At 58.5% G+C, this 24,572-nt stretch carries 14 protein-coding genes; 2 read left to right on the forward strand and 12 right to left on the reverse strand.

Annotated features, from left to right (window positions below):
- Positions 1 to 5: 5 nt before the first annotated feature.
- Positions 6 to 2,330, forward strand: a complete 2,325-nt coding sequence (locus CAUR_RS05085) for a SpoVR family protein (RefSeq protein ID WP_012256856.1) — start codon at positions 6 to 8, stop codon at positions 2,328 to 2,330.
- A gap of 240 nt (positions 2,331 to 2,570) precedes the next feature.
- Here the strand turns inward: CAUR_RS05085 and CAUR_RS05090 are convergent, their stop codons facing one another.
- The 8 genes from CAUR_RS05090 to hutU all read right to left on the reverse strand — a co-directional run bounded on the left by CAUR_RS05090 (position 2,571) and on the right by hutU (position 15,339).
- Positions 2,571 to 3,518 (reverse strand): ABC transporter ATP-binding protein, encoded by a 948-nt coding sequence (locus CAUR_RS05090; protein ID WP_012256857.1) that lies wholly within the window; start codon positions 3,516 to 3,518, stop codon positions 2,571 to 2,573.
- 26 nt (positions 3,519 to 3,544) lie between these two features.
- Entirely contained in the window at positions 3,545 to 5,419 is a 1,875-nt protein-coding gene (locus tag CAUR_RS05095) for a hypothetical protein (RefSeq protein ID WP_012256858.1), read from the reverse strand.
- Entirely contained in the window at positions 5,416 to 6,966 is a 1,551-nt protein-coding gene (locus CAUR_RS05100; protein ID WP_012256859.1) for a PH domain-containing protein, read from the reverse strand. The genes CAUR_RS05095 and CAUR_RS05100 overlap by 4 nt, the downstream gene beginning before the upstream one ends.
- A gap of 38 nt (positions 6,967 to 7,004) precedes the next feature.
- Positions 7,005 to 7,718, reverse strand: a complete 714-nt coding sequence (gene cmk, locus CAUR_RS05105; RefSeq protein ID WP_012256860.1) for a (d)CMP kinase — start codon at positions 7,716 to 7,718, stop codon at positions 7,005 to 7,007.
- 33 nt (positions 7,719 to 7,751) lie between these two features.
- Entirely contained in the window at positions 7,752 to 9,293 is a 1,542-nt protein-coding gene (gene guaA / locus CAUR_RS05110; protein WP_012256861.1) for a glutamine-hydrolyzing GMP synthase, read from the reverse strand.
- 1,104 nt (positions 9,294 to 10,397) lie between these two features.
- Positions 10,398 to 11,969, reverse strand: coding sequence for a histidine ammonia-lyase (gene hutH, locus CAUR_RS05115; RefSeq protein ID WP_012256862.1), 1,572 nt, complete (start codon positions 11,967 to 11,969; stop codon positions 10,398 to 10,400).
- Positions 11,970 to 12,007: 38 nt separating this feature from the next.
- Positions 12,008 to 13,258, reverse strand: a complete 1,251-nt coding sequence (gene hutI / locus CAUR_RS05120) for an imidazolonepropionase (RefSeq protein WP_242605072.1) — start codon at positions 13,256 to 13,258, stop codon at positions 12,008 to 12,010.
- 431 nt (positions 13,259 to 13,689) lie between these two features.
- On the reverse strand, positions 13,690 to 15,339 hold the full coding sequence (gene hutU / locus CAUR_RS05125) for a urocanate hydratase (RefSeq protein ID WP_012256864.1): 1,650 nt from the start codon (positions 15,337 to 15,339) through the stop codon (positions 13,690 to 13,692).
- Between the two features lie 489 nt (positions 15,340 to 15,828).
- Between hutU and CAUR_RS05130 the strand changes: the two genes are divergently transcribed.
- Positions 15,829 to 16,617 carry an ABC transporter permease gene (locus CAUR_RS05130; RefSeq protein ID WP_012256865.1) on the forward strand — a complete coding sequence of 263 codons (789 nt, stop codon included), beginning with the start codon at positions 15,829 to 15,831 and terminating at the stop codon, positions 16,615 to 16,617.
- Positions 16,618 to 16,621: 4 nt separating this feature from the next.
- Here the strand turns inward: CAUR_RS05130 and CAUR_RS05135 are convergent, their stop codons facing one another.
- From CAUR_RS05135 to CAUR_RS05150, 4 genes are all read right to left on the reverse strand, one after another.
- Positions 16,622 to 18,613 carry a heavy metal translocating P-type ATPase gene (locus CAUR_RS05135; protein ID WP_242605073.1) on the reverse strand — a complete coding sequence of 664 codons (1,992 nt, stop codon included), beginning with the start codon at positions 18,611 to 18,613 and terminating at the stop codon, positions 16,622 to 16,624.
- A 176-nt stretch (positions 18,614 to 18,789) separates the two neighbouring features.
- Positions 18,790 to 20,430, reverse strand: coding sequence for a multicopper oxidase family protein (locus CAUR_RS05140; RefSeq protein ID WP_012256867.1), 1,641 nt, complete (start codon positions 20,428 to 20,430; stop codon positions 18,790 to 18,792).
- Between the two features lie 39 nt (positions 20,431 to 20,469).
- Complete coding sequence (locus CAUR_RS05145; RefSeq protein WP_012256868.1) at positions 20,470 to 20,964, reverse strand: c-type cytochrome; 495 nt, start codon at positions 20,962 to 20,964, stop codon at positions 20,470 to 20,472.
- Positions 20,965 to 21,392: 428 nt separating this feature from the next.
- Positions 21,393 to 23,729, reverse strand: a complete 2,337-nt coding sequence (locus CAUR_RS05150) for a transglycosylase SLT domain-containing protein (protein ID WP_012256869.1) — start codon at positions 23,727 to 23,729, stop codon at positions 21,393 to 21,395.
- Between the last annotated feature and the right edge of the window lie 843 nt (positions 23,730 to 24,572).

Consider the following 24,572-nt stretch of genomic DNA (forward strand, 5'->3'; position numbering starts at 1 on the left):
TGTGTATGAAGAGTACCCGCCTTCCCGCTCATCTCGAACAGGCGCGTCAGGAGATCGAGCAAATTGCCCGTGAATACGGCCTCGATTTCTTTCCCATTATTTACGAAGTGCTCGATTACCGAACGCTCTATGAGACGGCGGCGTTCGGCGGATTTCCGACGCGCTATCCACACTGGCGCTTCGGCATGGAGTACGATCAGTTGCTGAAAGGGCATGTCTGGGCCGGGAGCACCATTTACGAGATGGTGATTAACAACAACCCGGCGTATGCCTATCTGCTCGAAGGAAATGAAGACGTCACCCAAAAGATGGTGATGGCGCACGTTACCGGGCACGTTGATTTCTTCAAGAATAATATGTGGTTTGCCCATACCAATCGCAAGATGCTCGATACAATGGCAAACCACGCCGCCCGGATTCAGCGGATTATTGACCGCATTGGTTATGATCCGGTAGAAGAATTCATCGACACCTGTCTGTCGTTAGAGAACCTGATCGACTACCATGCCCCCTACATCCGTCGCCCGGAAGCCGTCACCCCGCGCCCTATCGTGAACGAGGAAGAACCGCCGGTGGTGGAGGGCTTGCCGGTCGAGCGCGAGTACATGCGAGATTATATCAACCCGCCTGAATTCCTCGAAGCCCAGCGCCGTAAGCTTGAAGAGGAGCGCGCCCGCCAGCGGCGGTTTCCTGAAAACCCGCAGCGCGATGTGTTGCTCTTCCTGATGAATTTTGCCCCGCTGGAAAGCTGGCAGCATACCGTGCTCGAAATTATTCGCGATGAAGCCTACTACTTCGCGCCGCAAGGGATGACCAAAATCCTCAACGAAGGTTGGGCATGTCTGCACGGCGACAGCCTGATCGTGACCGATCACGGGCTGGTGCCGATGCGCGAGGTCGTGAATCATCGTCAGCGCCTCCAGGTGAGCGATGGCGAACGCCAGCAAACGGTGTACGACTGGAACCGCTTTGCCGATTACCCGACGGTGACCATGCGTACCCGCGCCGGTTTTACCCTGACCGGTTCACACAACCATCGGATTATGCTGGCCGATGGTACCTGGCGCCGGCTCGACGAGCTGCAGATCGGTGACCGGGTGCGCATTGCCGGCGGTACCGAACTGTGGGCAACCGAACCGGCACTACTCCGCTGCCGCCGGCCATTACCACGGGTTCTGGTAACGGCTGGAGCACCTGCTGCCACCACGTCGTCGCCACACCGTCGTGGGTACCGCAGGGCAGCGGCTGTGGTCGTCGATGAAAAGCTGGCAGCGGCAATCGGTCGGCGCTGCGTCACGCACGCCGATCAGCAGGCATTAGACGCCATTCGACGCTCGCCACGTCCGCAAGTCGTTGCGTTCCTCCGCGCCTTCTGCCAGGGTGCCGGACAGTCCGTAGCGAGTGGTCTCACGCTCACCTGCGCGGATGCTGATCTGGCAACTACGGTGCAGTTGCTGCTGACCAATCTGGGTGTGCTGGCCCACCGCACCGACACCACAGTACGCATTGACAATGGTGATGATCTGGAACGCGCCTATACGACCCTGGCGACACCTACAGGTTGGACAGATGAGGTCGTCGCGCTTGAACACGGCACTGCCGATGTCTACGACATCTCGGTGACGGCAACGCATCGCTATGCTGCGCAGGGCTTTATCAACCACAATAGCTACTGGCACAGCACCATCATGACCCAGCGGGTTGCCTCGGCAGCCGAGATTGTCTCCTTCGCCGACCTGCATTCAGGCGTCGTTGCCACCGGCGGCGGTCGCCTGAACCCTTACAAGCTGGGGCTGGAACTTCTGCGCGATATTGAGGATCGCTGGAACAAGGGCAAATTCGGCAAGGAGTACGAAGAGTGCGACGACATTGCGCTCAAGCGATCCTGGGACAAACAACTCGGTCTGGGCCGCCAAAAGATCTTTGAAGTGCGCCGTCTCTACAATGACGTCACCTTCATCGATGAATTCCTCACCCCGGAATTCGTGATGGAGCAGAAGCTCTTTACCTTCCGCTACAACCGCGATACCGATCTCTACGAAATTGCCTCGCGTGAATTTAAGGAGATCAAAGAGAAGCTGCTCTTCCGGCTCACCAATTTTGGCCAGCCAGTGATCTTTGTCGAAGACGGCAACTACGGCAATCGCGGCGAACTCTATCTGCGTCATCGTCATGAAGGCGTTGATCTCAAGATGGATTATGCCCGCGAGACGATGCGCAACCTGTACAAGATTTGGACGCGCCCCGTCCATCTGGAGACGGTGATTGAAGACAAGCGCCGCCTGCTGTCGTTCGATGGTCGTGATTTTAGCGAACGCCGACTGGATTAGGCGAATCGTTCATTCCTCAGCACAGCCGCCAGGGCGACTATTTGGTCGCCCTGGCGACTATGTTGCGAACCAGGCACTATCATCCGTGAGTTCTGTAAGCTCTTGTAGTCCGACAGGGCAGCGAAGGTTGCCAGGTGCGCCCCTGTGGAGTGCGGCTGCCGTCCTGAGCGCTCCGACCGGGTGGTGACGCCAGCCAAAACGGGTTCGGCAGAGACGAATATGGTATGCGGCGGCGATCTGTCACCCAACCACACCCTGCGTCACCTTGAGAAATACTTCTTCTAAATTGCTGGTCTGCGCCGTAAAGTGAACAACTTCGACGCCGTGATTGATCAGATGGGCCAGTAACGCACTCACCGCATGATTATCGCCGTCAACATCAATTTCGAGCCGTGGCGGTTCGTCGTCGGTGATGGTGCGCACGGCCAGAACGTGGTCGGCGGTCGCCGCCGCTGCCGCAGCCTGCTCAAGATCACTGATGACGTGTACCTCAAACGTGCGGTGCGGTTGCAGCGAACGCATAATCGTGGTGACATCGCCTGATGCCAGCAGTTTGCCCCGCTCGATGATGCCAATGTGGGTACACATCTCGGCCAGTTCGGTCAGAATGTGTGAGCTGATCATGATCGTCTTGCCCAACCGGCGCAGCTCTTTGAGCAGCTCGCGCAGCTCGACGCGCGCCCGCGGATCGAGGCCGCTGGCCGGTTCATCCAGGATCAACAACTGCGGATCGTGGATCAGGGTACGGGCCAGACTGAGCCGCTGTTTCATGCCGCGAGAGAGTGACATCACATCACTATCGCGTTTGTGGGCCAGATCGACCAGGGTCAGCAAATCCTCGATCAATCCAAGCTGACGGGCGGGTGGCACGTGATACGCATCGGCGAAGAACTTAAGGTATTCGGCAGCCGTCATGTTGTTGTAGAAACCAAACGAATCGGGCATAAATCCCACCGCCCGCCGCACCTCGGTTCGTTGATGGGTGACCGAGAACCCGGCGACCCATGCCTCGCCACCCGATGGTGTCAGCAGGGTCGTCAGGATGCGCATCGTCGTTGTCTTACCGGCACCATTCGGGCCAATAAAGCCATAGACCGCACCGGCGGGAATGTGCAGATTGAGATGATCGAGGGCGAGCATGGCGCCGTAGTAGCGGGTGAGATTTTTGGTTTCAACGATAGCTGTCATAGGGAATACACCAGATACGTAAGCGATCAGCGCAGCCTGATAATGTAGAGTGTTTCACCGCGCGTCACAGATGTGCCATCGATCTGGACAACAGGTGTCACCTCTGTGCTCCAGCCCAGAACATACACACCGTCGCCGGGTATGGCAGGTAGATTGACAGCCTCGGGAAACATCATCACGTTACTGAGCTGATACCAGAATATATTATCAAGAACACTCTGCCGATTGAACAGGGTTGTCTCTTCAACAGGCATGACTTCGCGTAAGAAGTTATCCTGACCGTCAGCCAGATTAACTTCTACCTCAGTCCCCGGCGTCAGCGTGCCGAGCCACTGCATTTCATTTTGCCAGACAACCACTGCATCACGTAGCTCAATGGGACCGGTATTGATCAATGTCCCCTGCCAGCGCGTCTGATCCCAGGTCAGATTATGCGTCAGTTGAACAGCATTGGTCGTACTCTGTTCCACAATCAGGGTACGCAGTGCCGCCGCATCAATCACCAGGTCAGCAATGGTCACATTTGTGCCACCGTATTCGGGGTTCATATCCGTGCCACGCATCGTACCATCGGCCAACTGCGATATGTGAGCATCACCGGGAAAGGTCAGGTCGTAGCTTTGACGTTGTGGGGAGAGTACACCAAGCAGGTTAGTGGTCGTTGCCAGTGGACTATTGGCAGCGCCTTGCACAATCGCCAACTGGATGACCTGCACTTGTGAACCACGCACCACATAACTCGCCACAAATGCCCCGCCGAGAAAGATGACAATCAGGAGCGGGGTGGTGATCCAGGCCAGTTCAAGCCGCCGCAAACCACGCAGAACGAGGTAGTGGATCGGGCCAATGATGACAATGTAGGAGCCGATCAGTAGCAGCAAGGTTGCTGTTGAAGGGAAGGCATATAAGGATTGCGCCAGACTACTCTGGATAAGATCATTAAAACTAGTACGCAGGCTACCGGCGAGATTGATACGGGGCTGAAGATCGAACACATCCCGCCAGAATTTCGCTTCAGCAGGTGATGCCCGCAAGGTAGCCAGATCAAACGCGGCAAAGATGACCTTCCCTGATCCCACATCAATCCGACTGATCAGGCCATCGGTCGTGATAGCCTGCGCTTCAGGTCGCACAGTGACGGCGTTAGCGGTCAGCGACGGGACAAAATTGCGCAATCCGTTCAAGCCGCTGATCCGCTCTAATTCGTCGATAGGCACATCACGGCGAAGCGGGCCAACGGTTACCGGCAGTATATCGCTAAAGGTTCGGATGGCAGCTTCGCCAACCACTCCACCGCCAACCAGCAGGGTTCCGCCCTGGTGTACCCAGGTGATCAAGGCATCCCGTTGTTCTGGTTGTAATTCGGCCGTCAGTTCACGCACTGCGATAACGTCAAACGCCATCAGCAGGATCGGATCGTCTGGAAGAAAGGTCGGATCCAACGGCACAACCTGCGTGTCGGCAACAGTTAAGCTACTGAACACCGACGGGTCACTGCTCAGTAGACCGAGTGTCGGTAGATTATCGCTGAGCTGCTTTAGCGGGATCCGCTCGCGCCATAGTTCAACACCATCGGCAGTCGCTACGAGCGCAGCCTGACCACCGGCAGGTTGCACTATCGGCAAGACAATCCGCTTGCGAGCACCACCGGGCAAATCAACCCGGTAGCGTTGCCGAAATGACTGCATATTGGTGGCACGCCATTCAAGCACGACTTCACGGTCGGGACCATCATTTGCCAGCGTGATTTCCACCGGAAACCAGAACGACGGGTGGTAGGTTCCTTCTCCATCGAGACCTGCCCGTACCGTGATGGTTATCGATGATGGTGATTGCGCGGCAACGATTGAGGGTGTCAGAATAAGTGTAAGCAGGCAACAGAGAAGGGCGTAGCGCCTCATGGCGATTTTTGCTCCTCAGTAGTCTCGGTTGATTGTTCGCTCAGGCGGAGGGTAGTACCGTTGGCCGGTAGCAATTCGTTATGCCGTTGCTGAGCGAGATGATAATGCCGGAGCAGCTCCAGCATGTCGTTGAGAGAACGCTCTTTATCAGCACGTTTGAACATCACATAATAATCGTTGATCTTCGTTACTACATCACGCGGGTTGGGTACGTGCATGAAGGTAAACTTCCCACCACTACCAGCCGTCTCAACCACAACGTCACCGTACCCCAGCAGATTACTGATAAAGGTGGTCTCAAACGAGACGTTCGTGACCGCGCCGAGACTGGCCGCCCGCCGATCTTCCGGGCCAAACGGTTTCTTCTCGACATCAATCACGTTGGTTGGGGTCAGAATGTACATATCGTTACGATAGTCTTCAACCTCCCACACCGACCAGGCCAGAAACGCGATCAGGATTGCGATGATCAATACTGTGAGCCAGAGTGAAGACAACAAGCCCAGACTACCCACTAACACCACAATGATCCAGCCCGTGAAGAGCATCGCCAGCGGTGGGAAGAGACCCTGAAGCAAAAATAGCCAGTGTTTACGCCAGATGATGGTCTCTTTTTCCGGTTGCACTTCAGGGTTTGGCGGTAACAACCAGCCCAACCATCGCCAGCGGGGCGCAGTCATCTGTAGTTGGCGCTTTGGGCGTGGCAGTGGTTCATTATAAACGCGGGACTCAATCAGTACAGCCATATCATGTTCACCACGTTTACGCCGGTTTTCGTTAACCTGGGCCATGATTCGCCGCTGCATCTCTTTTGCATCACGAGCACTGTGAAAGACGATATTCCCACCGATACGCGCCGATTTGACCTCGATGGTTCCGTATTTCAGCCAGTGCTGGAGATAGGTCTTGGTTGCTGCGGCAACATCTTGAATTTCCTCGATGAAGATCTGTTGTTGCACCCGCTGCTCGAGCAGGCGCGGAATGAAGACCTGATCGTTGTCGTAGACCACCCGACGATTGGTGAGGATCAGCTCATCGTTCAGCCAATCATAAACAACAAAGAAGATCGAGAAGAGGCTGATGGTTGCCAGGCCAATGAAGAGCAGGTTGAGCGGATCAAACGCCTGACCGAAAAAGCGACCGGGATCGATGTAGAAGATGCGACCACCATTGTAGCGAAACCAGATCAGGGCAAGTACGGCTACATTCGCCGTAAACAACACTCGCTTCGGATTGGGGTCTTTACCACCGCGTACCCACAGTGCCACCCAGAAGAGCAGCAAGACTGCTTCGATCAAAACCAGCACGATGTTGAAGAGATCAAAACCGGTTGGCTCACCGGTGTTGAACACCAGAAAGCCACCCCCGACAGCCCGGTACAGGGCAATCCCGCCAAAGAAACAGATACCGAGCAACGGCACAATCAGACGCGACAGGAGAACGATCCAATGCCGGCCGATAACATAGAGTATCTCCTCGTTTGGTGCCAGATCGAGTGCACTGTCGGCATCTTCGTACAGTAAGCGATCAATGATGTTTCCGGCCATAAGGCTTCTCTCCTGAACCTGCTGTACCGATCAGATGCTCAGGGGGTGGACTTGCACCGATTAATCTCTTGCGCGAGTGGCTGGTCACCATTGGCAAACTGCTGTAGTACCCATGCCACCTCTTCAGCCGGCGTCAGACCATCGTTCACCAGGATAATCGCATCGTCCGCCGGTTGGGCAACGTGAGCGTCCAGCGCATCGCGTTCCGCCAGTGCTGCGGCAACCTGTTCAAGCGACATCTCAATATTCCGGCTGCGCAGTTCGGCCAGGCGCCGTCGTGCCCGTTCGGTCAATGATGCCTGAAGATAGATTTTCAGATCAGCATCAGGCATCACCACTGTCCCGATGTCGCGGCCAACCATCACCACGCGCCCCCGCCGCCCGATGGCCTGCTGCTGGCGAATCATCTCGCGCCGCACCGCTGGAAAGCGGGCTGTCCGCGAGACAATCCGCTCAACGTCAGGGTCGCGAATGGCCCAGGTCACATCTTCGCCATCGATCAGCACTGTATACTGACGCCCATCCGTCACCGTTGGTGCTGTAACATCGATAGTTAACCGATGGGCCAGAGCTGTCAGCGCGGCCTCATCATCGGGATCGATACCGGCACGCAGCGCCGCCAGAGCCAGTGCACGGTACATCACACCGGTGTCGAAGTAGAGGTAGCCCAGCTCAGCGGCAAGCAGTGCACCTAATGTACTTTTCCCTGCGGCCGATTGGCCGTCAATTGCGATTGTTCGTGGTATGCGCATGGCTCTATTGTAGCACGGCGCTGCCGATGCTGACTACTCCCATTCGATAGTTGCCGGTGGCTTCGACGAAATATCGTACACAACCCGATTGACCCCTTCGACTTCGTTGACGATGCGGCTGCTCACGTGGGCCAGCAGCTCGTAAGGCAGACGTGCCCAGTCGGCGGTCATGTAGTCTTCGGTCGTAATCGCGCGCAAGGCAATCGTGACGCCGTAGGTACGACCATCACCCATCACCCCCACACTCTGTACCGGTAGCAGGACGGCAAACGCCTGCTGGGTGGCGCGATAATAGCCACTGGCATGCAACTCTTCCAAAAAGATCTTATCCGCCTGCCGCAGTATCTCCAGGCGCTCCCAGGTTACTTCACCGATAATACGCACTGCCAGCCCCGGCCCAGGGAAGGGATGGCGCCAGACCCACGTTTCGGGCAGCCCGAGTTGTAAGCCAGCGGCGCGTACTTCGTCTTTGAACAGATAGCGCAGCGGCTCGACCAGTTTGAGCTGCATGTCGGCTGGTAGACCGCCAACATTATGGTGGGTTTTAATTTTCGCCGCCTTTGGGCGGTCGGGGGCTGTCGACTCGATGACGTCGGGGTAGAGAGTGCCCTGGGCGAGGAATTCAACCCCGGCGAGGGCGCGGGCTTCACGCTCGAAGATCCGAATGAATTTCTCGCCGATAATTTTGCGCTTCTGTTCGGGGTCAGTCACCCCTTTCAGAGCGGTCATAAACTCTTCGCGGGCATCAACCGCAATCAGCGGCACGTGAAAATGCTCGCTGAAGGTAGCGATCACCTGTTCCGCTTCGCCTGCCCGTAACAGACCATTATCAACAAAGACGCAGGTCAGGCGGTCGCCGATAGCGCGATGAATAATGAGCGCGGCCACGGCTGAGTCGACACCGCCAGACAACGCACAGATAACGCGCCCGTGATCGCCGACCTGGGCTTTGACCCGCTCGATGGCTTCGGCGACGAAGCTGTTCGGTTGCCATTCAGGGCGTGCCCCACACAGACGGGCAAAGTTGGTCAGGATGGTTCGGCCATAGACGGTATGCACCACTTCGGGGTGAAACTGAACACCATACCACTTGCGCCGATCATCAGCAATGGCGGCGAAGGGGGTTGCCGGATTGGCAGCAATCGCTGTGAAGCCGGTGGGCAACTGTTCGATCCGATCACCGTGGCTCATCCAGACCGGTTGCTCGGTTGGGGTGTCGGCGAAGAGGGGGTGCGGATGAGTGATGGTGATCATCGCCGGGCCGTATTCGCGGCCAGCCGGCCGGGTGACAATCCCGCCCAGGGTGTGGCTGATTAGTTGCATACCGTAGCAGATACCGAAGACCGGTAGATCACTCTCCAGCAACCACGACGGGAGCGTAGGGGCGCCAGGTTCGTAGACACTTGCCGGGCCACCGCTGAGTACAATACCAACCGGCGCCAGCGCTCGCACCTGATCTTCGGGGGCGTCGTGTGGTAATAACTCGCTGTAGTAGCCTAGCTCACGCAACCGCCGCACGATGAGCTGAGCGGTTTGCGAACCAAAATCCAGTACCGGTATGCTGTGTGTGGTCATGTGGTGTCCTCATCAGGTATAGATGTTCCCGCCGACTGCTCCGCGTCAGGTGGCGATTTACGCTGTTTCGGGCAGGAATACATGTCAAACGAAAACGCGCAGCCGTCTGCGCTCTGTCGTGCAGTTGTTGGCATTATAACAAACCTGGATGAGTAGGGAGTAGGAAGTAGAAAATAGGAAATAGGGTGTAGGGTGTAGGGTATAGGGAGCAGAGTATAGGGAGTAGGAAGTAGGAAGTAGGAAATAGGAAATAGGAAATAGGGAGTAGGGTGAAGGAAAGCAGGAAATGACGACAGTCTACCCTGCTCGCGGTCTGTTGGTATGGCAGCGAGGAGGGCTGACGACCATCTCCGGTGCTATCACGCGCTGGATTGGTTGCATTGCACGCTCGTCAGGCGCATGTCGCGACGTGAGGAGGGCTGACGACCATCTCCGGTGCTATCACGCGCTGGATTGGTTGCATTGGACACTCGTCAGGCGCATGTCGCGACGTGAGGAGGGCTGACGACCATCTCCGGTGCTATCACGCGCTGGATTGGTTGCATTGTACGCTCGTCAGGCGCATGTCGCGACGTTTGGCGTGCAGCAACCATGCTGCCGCGCCAGCCATGCTCACGATCCGGCGCGTGGTACACTGCTGACCCTGCTGATCAATGAGGATGCTATGTGTGCTCGTCACGATCATGGAGTCTGCCAATAATGAATTGAGATAGCTTCCAGTAGATGTTTTTGAAATAAGTTCTAGTTCAGGGGTTGACAGGATTGGCGAACGTATGCAGGAGATAGAACCTGAGTATGCGCTGAACGTCCTCTCCACCAGCTCCTCTCGCAGCGCGGGAGAGGAGAAGATGAGAAGCTCGTACTAAAGCCTACTGCTGCGGTAGAAGTCGTTTTAAATTCCTTGAAGCGGTTGGGGCGGAAGTCAACGGGTCAACGCAGGTCGGTGCAGGGCATCATTCAGGTGCAGCGCCAGGTGATAGTCTACTGGCAGATCACGCTTGTGCAGTTATCGTCAGAGCCTGGGCAGCGTGCGGAAGCGTCAGGCTTCCGCACGCGCTGTTTCGTCTTCCCGGCTGGCGATGTCTGGATTGCGGTGAGCGATGCTTACGCATCCGCGTCGTCGTGAACGGCAGCGGCAGCGGCGATCTTGCCCTGAGCGACGAGTTCACTGATGATAGTGATGTAGGGGTGGAGGAGGGTGTCTTCGGCGATGAATGGTACGTATTGACGAATCAGTTCGTACACCGGCCCGGTGCCGCGCCCCAGTCGGGCCTGACTGCCCAGTTCCTGGCGGCGGAAGTCGATGCCCTGCGCCGCAGCGAATAGCTCAAGCGCCAGAATCTGGCTGACGTTGTCGATGATGCTGCGCAGTTTCAGGCCGGCAGTGACACCCATGCTGACGTGATCTTCAACGTTTGCCGATGTGGGAATGCTATCGACACTGGCCGGGTGGGCGAGCACTTTGTTTTCGGTAGCCAGAGCCGCTGCCGTGTACTGGACGATCATGAAGCCCGAATTCAGCCCACCGGCCCTGGTCAGGAAGGCCGGCAAGACATGGGTGTTGGATGCTTCATCGGTGAGCCGCATTAGGCGTCGTTCGGCGATGTTGCCGAGTTCGGCTACAGCCAGGCCCAGGTAATCGAGAGCGATTGCCAGCGGCTCGCCGTGAAAATTGCCGCCGGAGATGACTTCGACGTTGCCATCGTCGTCAACGAACAGGAGCGGGTTGTCGGTGACGGCATTCAGTTCAATGGCAAAGACCCAACGGGCATAGGCAATTGCATCGCGCACGGCACCGTGTACCTGTGGGATGCAGCGCAGGGTGTAGGCATCCTGGACGTGGCGCGGGTCGTTGTTGCGGACGAAGGTGCTGCCGGCCAGTAAGCGGCGCAGATGGGCAGCGCATTCGATCTGGCGGGGGAAGGGGCGCAGTGCGTGCAAACGGGCATCGAACGCTGCCGGTGTGCCGTAGAGCGCTTCTAAGCTGAGGCAGCCGGCAATATCGGCAGTGGCGCTCAGGGTCTCGGCGCGGGCGGTTTCGATCACGCCCAGCGCACACATGACCGCGGTACCGTTGGTTAAGGCCAGCCCCTCTTTAGCGGCCAGATGAAGCGGTTGCCAGCCCAGTCGTTCCAAAGCCGTTGCCGCCGGCAATACCTCACCCTGCCATTCGACCTCGCCCAACCCGATGAGCGGCAACGCCATATGGGCCAGTGGCGCCAGATCGCCACTCGCGCCCAGTGATCCCTTGCAGGGAATCCGGGGATGTATGCCCTGGTTGAGCATATCAAGCAGACGTTCAACCGTCTGCAAACGCACGCCCGAATGCCCACGGGCCAGCGTGTTGGCGCGAATGAGCATGATGGCGCGGGTGGTAGGAATATCAAAGACCGGCCCAACCCCTACAGCGTGGCTGACCAGGATGTTGTATTGCAGGCGTTCAACCTGGTCGGGGGCAATGACCCGATCTTTAAATGCACCAAAACCGGTGGTAATGCCGTAAGCAACCACACCGCGTGCCAGCAAGTCTTGCACCGCCTGCGCGGCCCGTTCGACTCGCTGCCGGGCAATTGGGGCCAGGCGCACGACAGGGGTACCGGGCTGGCCGTAAGCGACGGCCAGTACCTGTTCGATGGTCAGGCTTTCGCCATCAAGAATGACTTCACGAATCTGCATAGCTCCTCGTTGAGTGTGTTGGCATGTTGGCAACTGAATCACGACTTCCAGACAATCTGACCGCGTTTGATGACCTGCGCGATCGGCGTACCGCCTAACTCGTACATGAGCCAGCGGTAATCGGCCTCGGCGAGGATGATCAGGTCGGCCTGCATACCGGGCATCAATGCACCGATTCTGCCACCCAGCCCGATAGCGTGTGCCGCATTGACCGTGGTTGCCAGCAGGGCTTCGGCTGGTACCATCCGCAGGTAGCGACAGGCAATCGCCATAGTTAGCGGTAACGACAGCGACGGCGCCGATCCGGGATTGGCATCGGTGCTGAGGGCAATCGCGACGCCGGCATCGATCATCTGCCGGGCAGCGGCAAAATGGGTGATACCGAGATTGATCGAGACGAGCGGGAGCAAGACGGCGATGGTGTTGCTGGCGGCCAGCGCGGGAAAGGCAGCGGCACCGGTCACATCAAGATGGTCGACCGAGGTGGCTTCCATTTCCAGGGCCATTGCCAGTCCTCCCAATTCGGTAAACTCATCGACGTGCGCTTTGCGGGGCAAGCCGCGTTCACGGGCTGCACTGAGCACCCGGCGACTCTGCGCGACATCGAAGGCACCGCGCTCGCAGAAGACATCGACGAAGAGGGGAATGTGATGTCCGGCGAAGAGCGAGTTGCGGTAGCGCTCCTGGGCCAGAGGCAACATTGATTCGACGACCAGATCAATGTAGGCATCGGGGCGGTCGGCGAACTCTGGTGGTATGGCGTGAGCCGGTAAGAAGGTCGGTACCAGTTCAATCGGTTGGACGGCAGCCAGCAGCTCGATGGTGGCGAGCTGGCGTAGTTCGGCGTCTTGCTCCAGACCATACCCGGTTTTGACTTCGGCGGTGGTGGTACCAAACCGCAACATCTGGTTCAGCCTGGGCAGGGTCTCGGCAACCAGAGTGGTGGTGGTCGCAGCCCGGGTGAGCTGCATTGTGCGCAGGATGCCGCCACCGGCGGCCATAATCTCTTGATAGGTCGCACCTGCGCAGCGTTGCTCGAATTCGGCAACCCGATCCCCGGCGTAGACGATGTGGGTATGGCAGTCGATCAGACCCGGGCAGACGGCGTGACCGCCGGCATCAATTTCTTGCGCAGGACGAAAACGACGGCGGAGTTCGTTACTCGATCCGACGGCGATGATGGTCGAGCCGCGAATCGCCACGGCGCCGTCGGGAATGATGCCGACATCGCGCATGGCGGCACCACGACGAGGGCCAGGTGGCCCGGCACAGGTGACGAGCTGGGACACAGAGTGAATCAGAAGATCACATGGTTCTATCATATCGCCTCTGGTGTTACGCACCGGTTGTTAGTATTCCAGACGTTTAGCACTCTCGCATATGGCGGGCCGGGCTTGGGCCGGGGCCGGGTGCCGCGGGAGAGCGATACCCCCGCCGAGACAACCGGCTCAGACCAACACCGGCATAGCCATCCCGTGGTGACAGATACGTGCGTGCGCCGTTCAGCACTCTCGCATATGGCGGGCCGGGGTTGAGCCGGGGCCGGGTGCCGCGGGAGCGTTGTCACCCCGCCGACCCAATCGGCTCAGGCCAACACCGGCATAACCCCCGTGGTGACAGATACGTGCGTGCGCCGTTCAGCACTCTCGCATATGGTGGGCCGGGGTTGGGCCGGGGCCGGGTGCCGCGGGAGCGTTGTCACCCCGTCGGCAATACCGGCTCACTCCAGCATTGGCATATCAATCCCGTGACGGCGGGCAAACGCGATGGCTTCGGGATAGCCGGCATCGGCGTGGCGGACGACTCCCATACCGGGATCGGTGGTCAGCACCCGTTCGATGCGGCGGGCGGCTTCGGGCGTGCCGTCGGCGACGATGACCTGGCCGGCGTGGATGCTGTAGCCAATCCCGACGCCACCACCGTGATGGATGCTGACCCAGGTGGCGCCACCGACCGCGTTGATCAGGGCGTTGAGCAGCGGCCAGTCGGCGATTGCATCGGAGCCGTCGCGCATACCTTCGGTTTCGCGGTTGGGGCTGGCGACCGAACCGGCGTCGAGATGGTCACGACCGATGACAATCGGGGCTTTGACGATGCCGCGAGCGACCAGGTCGTTCAGAAGCAAGCCGGCTTGTGCCCGTTCGCCGTAGCCCAGCCAGCAGATGCGGGCGGGGAGACCCTGGAAGGCGACGTGGTCGCGGGCAAGGCGCAACCAGCGACCGAGGTGTTCGTCGTGGGGGAAGAGTTCGGCGATGGCGCGATCAGTGACGTAGATGTCTTCGGGGTCGCCAGAGAGGGCCACCCAGCGGAACGGCCCCTTGCCTTCGCAGAAGAGAGGTCGGATGTAGGCCGGGACGAAGCCGGGATAGTTAAACGCATCGTGAACACCGGCATCGAAGGCGCGCTGGCGGAGGTTGTTGCCGTAATCGAAGACGATGCTGCCGCGGCGCTGCCATTCCAGCAGAGTACGCACGTGTTCGGCCATCGACGCCAGCGCACGCCGATCATACTCGGCGGGGTCGCGTTCGCGTAGTTCGGCAGCTTCGGCGAGTGACAATCCGGCAGGGATATAGCCGTAACGCACATCGTGGGCGCTGGTCTGATCGGTTGCCACATCAGGAACCACACCGCGGCGCAGCATCTCAGGCAGTAGCTCGGCTGCGTTACCGATCAGCGCAATCGAAAGCGGCGTGCCGCTCGCCCGTGCCTCTTCGGCCCAGGTCATCGCCTCTTCGAGATCATCGCTCAGGCGATCCACCTGACGCAGGCGCAGGCGACGCTCTGCCCGCCAGCGGTCAATCTCGACTGCGATGAGCACACCTTCATTCAGGGTCACGGCCAGCGGTTGCGCGCCACCCATCTCACCGAGACCGGCAGTGACCACCAGCCTGCCGCGGAGCGTTCCCCAGCCCGCCGAGCGCGCCAGCGCGCCGAAGGTCTCGTAGGTGCCTTGCAGGATACCCTGGGTACCGATATAAATCCAGCTTCCGGCGGTCATCTGCCCGTACATCGTCAACCCGGCAGCTTCCCAGCGGTCGAAATTGGCCTGCGTGGCCCAGGCCGGCACCAGATTGGCATTGGCGATCAGCACGCGGGGAGCGTCGGTGTGAGTACGGAAGACAGCGACCGGCTTCCCCGATTGCACAATCAGCGTCTCGTCGGGACGGAGTCGGCGGAGGGTGGCAAGGATGGCGTCGAAACACTCCCAGTTGCGGGCCGCTCGCCCGCGTCCACCGTAGACGATCAGATGATCCGGGTCGAAGGCGACATCGGGATCGAGGTTGTTCTGGATCATGCGGTAGGCCGCTTCAATCTGCCAGTTGGCACAGGTCAACGTTGTGCCGCGTGGCGCCCGCACGATGCGACTCATAGGCGTACCTCCCTGTACGATAGATGGCATTCATTGCCGATTGGTGCTATAGTAGCGCCGAATGGCTGCTTCGACAAGTGGAGAAAGGTGGTCGGTTGCCTGCGATGTCGGTGGGATGGTGGATGATAACATCGTCGCGACGCAGAGGGGACATTCGCTCAACCTGCCCGGTAGCGTTAGTACGGTGGGTATAGGGTGAGAGCGTGCTGGCGCCCGTCCACCATCAGGTAGGGGTGAGCAGGAGTGAGCGGGATGCGGCACAGGGCAGCTCCTGCCGGGTGGCGCTGGGAGGGGGGTGGAAGGCAGGAGCGTGCGGCACGGGGCGTCTCCTGCCCGGTGGCGCTGGGAGGGGGTAGGAGTGAGCGCAGCGCGGCAGCACGGCTGCCGCACGCCAAAGTCCGGTTCCTGCCCGGTGGCACAGAGAAAAGAGAGTAGTTATTTTCCTCCGTGCCCTCTGTGCCTCTGTGGTGAAACAGAAAGAGAACGGGTATGTCTGCCAAGTTTGCAGCTCTGATGCGGGTAGCCTGGGCCGATGCGCTGGCGTATCGTGCGCAACTGCTGATCTGGGTGATCACCGGCATGTTGCCGCTGATTATGCTGGCAGTCTGGCGCACGCTGGCCGGAGATGGGGTGATCGGTGGATACGCCAGTGACGATTTTGTGGCCTATTTTGTGGGGGCGCTCTGTATCAGGCAATTGACCGGGGTGTGGATCATTTGGGATATGGAACGCGAGATTCGGCTCGGCGAATTGTCGCCGCACCTGTTGCGACCAGTTCACCCCCTGTGGCGGTACCTGGCGATGGCCCTGGCCGATAAACCGCTCCGGCTGCTGATGGTTGCTCCGATTGCCCTGATCACGGCCTTGATCGCACCGGGAGCGATCCCGCAGCCCGATCCGCTGCGGTGGAGTCTGTTGCCGCTGGCCATTGTGCTGGCTTTTGCCGTCTACTTTCTGAACCAGTGTTGTATCGGTGTGCTGAGCTTTTGGTGGACGCAAGTGCTGGCGCTGCAAGATTTCTGGTTTGGGATGTATGCATTTTGCAGCGGCTATCTGGTACCGCTCGATCTGCTGCCGCCACCGGTCAGAATGGTGTTGGACTGGTTGCCTTTCCGGGCGATGCTGGCCTTTCCGCTCGAACTGTTGTTGGGGCGGATCGATCTGCTGGCAATCATCTGGGGCTTCGCGCATCAACTGGCCTGGATTGGGCTGTTTGGGCTGTTGTTGCGCTGGCTCTGGCGCGGCGGCGTGCAGCGGTATAGTGCAGTGGGGGCGTAGGGAATTAATGATCCATTCTGTCTTTCAAATCCACGTGAAGGTCAAGCCAGCGTAATTGTTGTGCATTGAGAGCGACAATAACAGTGCTGAGTGACATCAGCAATGCCCCCATCCATGCCGGTAGTGTGAGACCTAGCGGTGCAGCGATGCCAGCAGCCAGCGGCAAGGCAATTCCATTGTAGCCAACAGCCCAGGCCAGATTTTGCACCATTCTGGCATAACTGGCACTACTTAGCCGCACAATGCGCACAATATCGCGTGGATCATTACGCACGAGCACAATTCCCGCAGAAGCCCGGGCAATGTCGGTACCTGCACCAATAGCAATTCCGACATCAGCCTGCGCCAGTGCAGGTGCATCGTTGACGCCATCGCCGACCATTGCTACACGTTTACCTTGTTGTTGCAATTCGCGCACCTTCGCAGCTTTATGTTCTGGCAACACCTGGGCAAACACTCTCGAAATTCCTAACTCTTTGGCGACCCAATCAGCAACCGCCTGCGAGTCACCGGTTAGCATGGCAATTTCAATCCCTTGGGACTGAAGCATGCGCACGGCCTGATACGACTCCGGTCGAATAACATCGGCAAGTGAAAGTACTGCCAGCACGTCGCGATCCCGAATGAGCGCGACAACCGTCTGCCCATGTTGTTCCCAAATCGTAATCCGTTGGAGCAACTCATCAGGAAAGGAAACATCCAGATATTCCCACAGACGTGGGCCACCTACCAGATAGGTTGCATCTCCGATAGTTGCCTTGATGCCACGACCGGGTAGAGACTCGAAGTACTGAACTTCTGGCAGTTCAAGACCCCGTTCCTGAGCTGCGGTGACAATTGCGCGTGCCAGGTGATGCTCACTATTGTGTTCGGCTGCGGCAACGAGCCTCAGAGCTTCGTCATCAGTAAGCGTACCATTGGTCGCCAGTGCTACCAAACCCAGCTCACCTCGTGTGAGTGTACCGGTTTTATCGAACATAACGGTGTTTATGCGACGAGCCGCCTCGAGCGCACGTCGCTCACGCACAAGTATGCCATTTTTCGCCGCGAGCGTTGTTGAAATTGCCACAACTAACGGAACAGCCAGGCCAAGTGCATGTGGGCAAGCCACAACCAGTACTGTTACTACACGCTCAAGCGTTGTTTCATTCAATCCATTGGTAATACCCCAGATCAGAGCAGTCAGGAATGCCGTTCCTAATGCGATCCAGGTCAGCCAGAAGGCAGCACGATGAGCCAGTTCCTGCATCCACGACCGGCTACGCTGAGCTTCAGCAACCAGGCGCATGATACCGGCTAATACAGTTTGATCGCCGGTTTTGTCAATTCTTACGCGCAGTGCGCCATTTCCATTGACTGTACCGGCAATCACACGCTCACCAGGGTATTTATCGATCAAACGGCTTTCACCGGTTATCATCGACTCGTTGATCTGGCTTTCGCCGTGTTCAACAACACCATCTGCCGGTACTGCTGCACCCGGACGCACGAGCACTACATCGCCATTACGTAACTCACGTACCGCCACAGTGCGAGTACTGCCATCAGGTGTTAACAACTCGGCAGTATCGGGGATGAGCCTTGCCAGTTCGTTGAGCGCACTCTGCGCACTTCCTACAGCACGCATTTCCAGCCAGTGCCCCAGTAACATAATGGTTACAAGCGTTGCCAGTTCCCAATAGAAATCCATGCCGGCTATGAGGCCAAGACTGATGCTTGCTGAATAGACATAAGCCGTAGTAATTGCCAGTGCTACCAGCGTCATCATGCCGGGTGTGCGCTGCCGAATTTCGCTAATTGCACCTTGCAAAAAAGGCCATCCACCATACCAGAAGATGACTGTTCCCAACAAGAAGCCGATCATATCGCTACCGGGAAAGGTAGGGGCAGTGTATCCCAGCAATTGCTGAATCATCGGTGAGTAGATCACAACCGGGATCGTTAATCCGAATGCCAGCCAGAATCGACGTCGGAATAGATCTGGTGAATGCTCCACATGATCCTGGTGCGACAGATGTCCGGCAGCGTGTGGGGAACTCATACGGTGATTGCTATGATCGTGATGATCGTGTGCTAATTGAGCAGGTCCTGCTGCATGTTGGTGGTCGTCGTGTGATGAGGGTGATGTTTGCATGTATCCAATCCTTTGTTTGCCAGGATATAGTCAGACCGTTATGCCTCAATCCGGTAATTGCGCATCATGCCGGCATCTTCGTGTTCAAGGTTATGGCAGTGATAGACATACATACCGGTATAGTCACGGAAGGCCATCAATAACTGCACCCGTTCACCGGGCATCACCAGGACGGTATCCTTCCAGCCTTCGTCAACGTATCCATCCTTCACCTCTTCCCAACCGGCCCGTAATTCGGGAAGCACCGTGCGCTGAACGATCTGAAACTGACCACCGTGAATGTGAATGGGATGCGCCATTCCCATGGGGTCCATCATTTCACCTGGATTCGTCTCGTTGACAATCTCCCAGAGTTCGAGGGTATTCAGCCGTACAATTTCATCCGGCGCCACTTCGTCCATCACGAATGTTTTCCCATTGATCTGCCATTCCATACCACGCAGCGAGAGTGCGATACGCCGTGGTGTTGTCGCATTAACAGCTGCTTCCCGCCGATGACGCTGGATCGGTATCAGCGAGGCGGGAAGCACGAGCGTTTCTTGCTCCTGACGTGTCACCCGCACCTGGAGAATGTCGAGCGGTGCACCAAGGGGCGGGGCATTACCGCTGCGCATCATTCCCATCTGACCGTGCATACCACCCATCCCGTGATCCATATTCCCGCTCTCACCCATCATGCCAACGCCCTCTGCGCCACTGAACGGCTGACTTACCAGTTTGAGGGTGGTGTCGCGTGGAATATCGCGGAGATCAACCCAGAGTTCGATCCGCTCACCCGGCGCCAGCATAACGAACGGGCGGGTAAGCGGATGTTCAAGTAGGCCGCCATCGGTGGCAATGACCGTCAGTGGCATGCCCGAATCCCAGGCCAGCTTGTAGATACGACTGTTCGATCCGTTGAGGATGCGCCAGCGATATGCGCGGGTCGCGGCGGTGATGGTCAGGTCTGGCCGGCCATTGACCAGAATTCGCTCGCCGAGAAACCCCATCAGGCGGGTCATTGGGTCTGAGTCGTAGACGAACTGATTGTCAGCATCAAAGGTACGGTCTTGAATGACAAGTGGCAGGTCATATTCACCGCCCGGCAACCCGATAGCATCCTCCGCAGGATCACTCACCACAAACAGTCCAGCAAGACCCATAATGACCTGTTGGGCAGTCTGGCCGTGAGGATGGGGATGAAACCAGTATGTACCGGCCCGGTCGGTGACGGTAAACTCGTAGACATAACGTTCGCCGGGACGTACCACTGTATGCGGATGCCCATCCATCGCGGGTGGGGTATGCAGACCGTGCCAGTGAATAATCGAATCCTGCCGGGGATCAGGCAACTTATTCTCAAACGTGATACGTACCTTCTGCCCGGTGCGAACACGAATAATCGGACCAAGATAGCTGTCGGGAATGGGTTGTACTGCTGCCGGATCGCCGGCATTCACCTGAGCCTGATATGTCCACACCCTGGTCGGCGTTCCCGGCAGGATTGGCACCTCTGCGGCAACTGCGCGTATGGTCAGATCGAGATCGGGGGTAAAGGCAGGACTGGGATTGGTCTGCGGCTGCGGCATGGAAGAAGAGCGCGTCGGTAGGGCACACCCATTCAGAACGCCACTGCCAAAGGCGAGAGCGCCTGCGCCAAACAAGCGCAACAAACCCCGCCGTGTGAGTCGTGAAAGCATAGATCTCTCCTTCTGCAAGTGTGGTGTGAAAGAAATCAGCTACGGCGATTGGCGGTTGATAGATTCCTGCGCTTCCCGAATTTCGGGCGGCCAGGTGCTTTTGATATAGGCCAGAATGGCCCAGATTTGACGATCAGTGAGCTGATTGCCAAACGCCGGCATCCCGCTGATATACCCCGGCGGGGCTACACTTTGCCCGCCATACTTTGTGATTTGAAATAAGAAAGTATCGGGATGATGCCAGGTATGTCCGGTGGCATCATGCGGTGGTGCCGGCATCATGCCATTGGGCAGTGGTCGTTGCCAGTTAGGCTGTCCTTCAAGATTGAGACCATGACAACTGGCGCAATATGTTACGTACAGTGATCGCCCATCGGCAATCTGGGAAGCATCAGCCGTAATTGCTGTATTTCTGCCCGGTTGAGCTGTGATCAAACTGGCAATCAGGATGCCTGTCAGTCCTATGCCAGCAACGAGAAATCCGATGGTGCGTTGTGATAGCCGATATTGATGATGACGAATGCGACGTCCCATGGAGTCCCTCATCTGATAGCAGCATAGTGCGCATCGATTGTCCTCACGCACGATCATGCTTATGACACTTTGCCAGTGGTGTGATCAGGAAACGACAGCAGCTTCTCAGCCCCCTTGCCACTGATCTACCTTCTTCAAAAGCGCTGCGTCTATCACCCTATTCAGTGTAGCGATTCCGGCTCAAGCATGGGTAAAGGGTGGCTCAAGATTTGTTCAAGAAATGGAATAGGGGATGGATGAAACTTGTAAGGAGCTATATGGTATGACGCAGATAGTCGGAGAGCGCCAGTTGAGAGGCTTTTTCACTCCTTTCAGGCGCTCTCATTCGAGTACTATGGAGATGCTAGCTGCCTCTAAACGTGGGCAGGCCAGGGTGGGGCAATCCCACCGCCAGCGGGGGCGGGCCGGGGTGGGATTGCCCTCTCACCTCACTCCCCGTACAACCCGCGGTAGACGCCGTAAAACGCATAGACTGCCCAGACGTAATTCCGCGTTTCCGCAAAGTCGATGCTCTCCACAAAGCGATCCGGGTCACCGACGACAGTGCCATTTGCCCAGCGCTGTGCATTGCCGAGTCCACCGTTGTAGGCGGCCAGCGCACCGTGCAGGCTGCCGTTCATGTCGCTGATCCGGCGACCCAGGTAGAAGGCGCCGAAGCGAATGCTGACATGCGGTCGATACAGGTCGTCAAGGTTGAAGTCACTGACCCCCAGGTTTTGAGCAATCCCGCGCCCGGTATCGGGCATCACCTGGGTTAATCCGCGTGCGCCTACCCACGAGGTTGCGTTCGGCTGAAAGAGGCTCTCTTGCCGGATGAGGGCGTAGAGTAAGAATGGATCAACCCCGAATGCAGTTGCTTCACGCTGTACCACATCGGCATACGGTGTCGGGAAGCGCAGGCGGAGTAATGCTGTCGGTATCGGCGCGGCAGTGGCCGGCGCAAGGCGATTGATGCGTTCCGCAGCCAGTAATGCGGGGTAGGTGGCACCGGCCTGATAGGCGGCCTGCGCCAGCGCCAGCAGATTCAGCGGCGAGTCGCCGGCCCGGCGCAGGCCATCGAGCCATTCGCCGTGCGCTTCAGTGTACAGTCCCACCTCGCGCAGGAGCCGTGCCCGTTCAGCGACGCCAACCAGACCCGGATCGGTCTCACCACTTGCCCAGCTCAGCACCCAATCGCTCAGCAATGCCCAATCGTCGTTACTAATGGGTGCAGCGATAGGGATTGATCCTGCTGTGATTGTGCCTGATTCTTCAGCCGCACGCACTGCATAGTAACTTTCCGGTGCAGCCTGAATTGCCTGTTGGAAGAAGGAGGTAGCCGCCTCATCACCCATCTGTTTCGCCACTCGTCCGGCCCAGAATGCACCTAACGCCTGTCCGATCCCTTCTCCCCGCTCTGCCAGCAACCGCCAGAGTTCGCCGGCACCGGCCAGATCACCGGCATCGAAACGTGCCAGGGCAATCCGATGCAACGCGGTCAGGCCAACCGTTGTTGTCGGATACCGTTGGCCGAGTTCGAGCCGGGTAGCGGTTGCCGCTGCGCTATCGCCAAGCCGGTCGTACAACTGAGCCGCCCGGTCGAGGGCAATCGGCGCTCGCGGATCATCCGGCTGATCATCCGCATACTGACGGTAGAGCGCTGCTGCTTCGGCGGTGGCCCCGCTCTGCCCGTAGGTTTGAATCCAGTCCAGCGCGGCCTGGCGAGCGGTATCACTGTCCGGCTCACGCTCGCGAGCCGCTGCCAGGTCAGCCAATGCCCCCGCGAAATCCCCCAACGCACGCCGGGCCAACCCGCGCTGGCGCAGCGCTTCGCCGGGATTCTGCTCACGCGCCAGGGCAATATCGAGCATGACAATCACGTCATTCCAGCGTTCAACGGCGCGATAGGCCGCAGCCGCCGCAAACGGATCGAACTGCAGGTCGCCGGCAGCGCGGAGCGCATCTACGGCGCTGACCGTCTCTGCCCCGGCAAAGGCTGCCAGTGCTTCACGGCGCAACGCATTGGCGGTCGCTGGATCACCGGCGGTTGCAGCCAGATCGGCTGCCTGGACCAGCAGGCGTGCCCGGTAATCAGCCTGGGTGGCGAAGGACAGGATGTTGCGGGCGTAATCGATGGCATCGGGTAGCCGTTCCTGCGCAACGGCCAGCATCATCGCCCGTTCGTAAGCAGCGGCACGCTGACCGGCGGCCATTTCACCGGCGGCGGCCCGCAGATAGGTGGTCTCGGCATCTGCCAGACGATTAAGCGCCTGCAACTGTGCAGCAGCCCGCATTGCTGCATACGGTGCCAGCGGGGTGTTCAGCGCTTCATATTGGGCATACGTGGCTACGGCGGCCTCGTGCATACCGGCAGCCTCATGGGCGCGCGCGGTCAGAAACAGGGCCGGCGCATACGCCGGTGTGCCCGGTACGGCGAGCAATGGCCGCAGCACCTCAGCCGCCGATGTCCAGCGCCCACGGTCGGCGAACGAACGGGCCAATAACAGGCGTGCCGGTGTTGTCTCCGGCGCAGCCGGGAAAACCTGCAACAACTGGCTGAGCAATTCGGCAGCGGTGTCATCATCACCAATCTCAAGCGCTGCCTGCGCTCGTTGCAGCAGATCGGTGGCAGTGATTGGAACGGCAGTTGGTGTTGCCGGTAATGGTTCAGGGGTCACAGTTGCCGATGATTGCGCCATGGGTGCCACGCAGGCGACCAGGTACATACAAAGCCAGCAGGTCAACAGCGCTGCGATACGCTGTCGAGACAACTGCATCAACGCCATACGTGCTCCTTTCTACTCAGAGGCAGTATAGCATTTCTGGGTGTGTCAGGCCGGGCGGCAGGGTGAGTGGGTGAGCGAGCACTCCTCACGCGATTCGTGGCGAGGGCGTGAGCTGATGCGCGCCGGAGGCGCGCGCTGCCAGGGGTGAGTGGGTATGCGAATGAGACGGATATTTCTGGTTGGGGATGAGAATGAACTAATCGGTACGTGTCGGAAGTGCAGGCCGCTACAGGTTGCGGGTGCGTCAGCAGCGCACGCTGCCAGGGGTGAGAGTGTGCATGCACTCCTCACGCGATTCGTGGCGAGGGCGTGAGCTGATGCGCGCCGGAGGCGCGCGCTGCCAGGATCAAATCAGGTACAGTCCAACGCCTGGCACGCGACCCACAACGCACCCTTTCCCCCCTCGTTCACCGCATCCCTCGGATGTCAATGGGAACGGGCACACACACCCTCCGTAGGGGCGGGTTTAGAACCCGCCCCTACTATACCGACATCATGCAGGTGACACGCACGGCACGTCGCAAATGAGACGGATAGTTATGATTGAGGATGGGAATGACCTGATCGGTACGTGTCGAAAGTGCAGTTCGCTACAGGTTGCGGGTGCGTCGGCAGCGCACGCTGCCAGGGGTGAGAGTGTACATGCGCTCCTCACGCGGTTCGTGGCGAGGGCGTGAGCTGATGCGCACCGGAGGCGCGCGCTGCCAGGATCAAATCAGGTACAGTCCAACGCCTGGCACGCGACCCACAACGCACCCTTTCAACCTCTCGTTCACCGCATCCCTCGGATGTCAAACGGGCACATACACCTCCCGTAGGGGCGGGTTCAGAACCCGCCCCTAC

Source organism: Chloroflexus aurantiacus J-10-fl (assembly GCF_000018865.1).
GTDB lineage: Bacteria > Chloroflexota > Chloroflexia > Chloroflexales > Chloroflexaceae > Chloroflexus > Chloroflexus aurantiacus.

Excerpts from the sequence above, each read along its gene's own strand:
- CAUR_RS05085 (WP_012256856.1), top strand. The coding sequence starts at position 6 with ATGAAGAGTACCCGCCTTCCCGCTCATCTCGAACAGGCGCGTCAGGAG.
- CAUR_RS05090 (WP_012256857.1), bottom strand. The coding sequence starts at position 3,518 with ATGACAGCTATCGTTGAAACCAAAAATCTCACCCGCTACTACGGCGCC.
- CAUR_RS05095 (WP_012256858.1), bottom strand. The coding sequence starts at position 5,419 with ATGAGGCGCTACGCCCTTCTCTGTTGCCTGCTTACACTTATTCTGACA.
- CAUR_RS05100 (WP_012256859.1), bottom strand. The coding sequence starts at position 6,966 with ATGGCCGGAAACATCATTGATCGCTTACTGTACGAAGATGCCGACAGT.
- cmk (WP_012256860.1), bottom strand. The coding sequence starts at position 7,718 with ATGCGCATACCACGAACAATCGCAATTGACGGCCAATCGGCCGCAGGG.
- guaA (WP_012256861.1), bottom strand. The coding sequence starts at position 9,293 with ATGACCACACACAGCATACCGGTACTGGATTTTGGTTCGCAAACCGCT.
- hutH (WP_012256862.1), bottom strand. The coding sequence starts at position 11,969 with ATGCAGATTCGTGAAGTCATTCTTGATGGCGAAAGCCTGACCATCGAA.
- hutU (WP_012256864.1), bottom strand. The coding sequence starts at position 15,339 with ATGAGTCGCATCGTGCGGGCGCCACGCGGCACAACGTTGACCTGTGCC.
- CAUR_RS05130 (WP_012256865.1), top strand. The coding sequence starts at position 15,829 with ATGTCTGCCAAGTTTGCAGCTCTGATGCGGGTAGCCTGGGCCGATGCG.
- CAUR_RS05140 (WP_012256867.1), bottom strand. The coding sequence starts at position 20,430 with ATGCTTTCACGACTCACACGGCGGGGTTTGTTGCGCTTGTTTGGCGCA.
- CAUR_RS05145 (WP_012256868.1), bottom strand. The coding sequence starts at position 20,964 with ATGGGACGTCGCATTCGTCATCATCAATATCGGCTATCACAACGCACC.
- CAUR_RS05150 (WP_012256869.1), bottom strand. The coding sequence starts at position 23,729 with ATGGCGTTGATGCAGTTGTCTCGACAGCGTATCGCAGCGCTGTTGACC.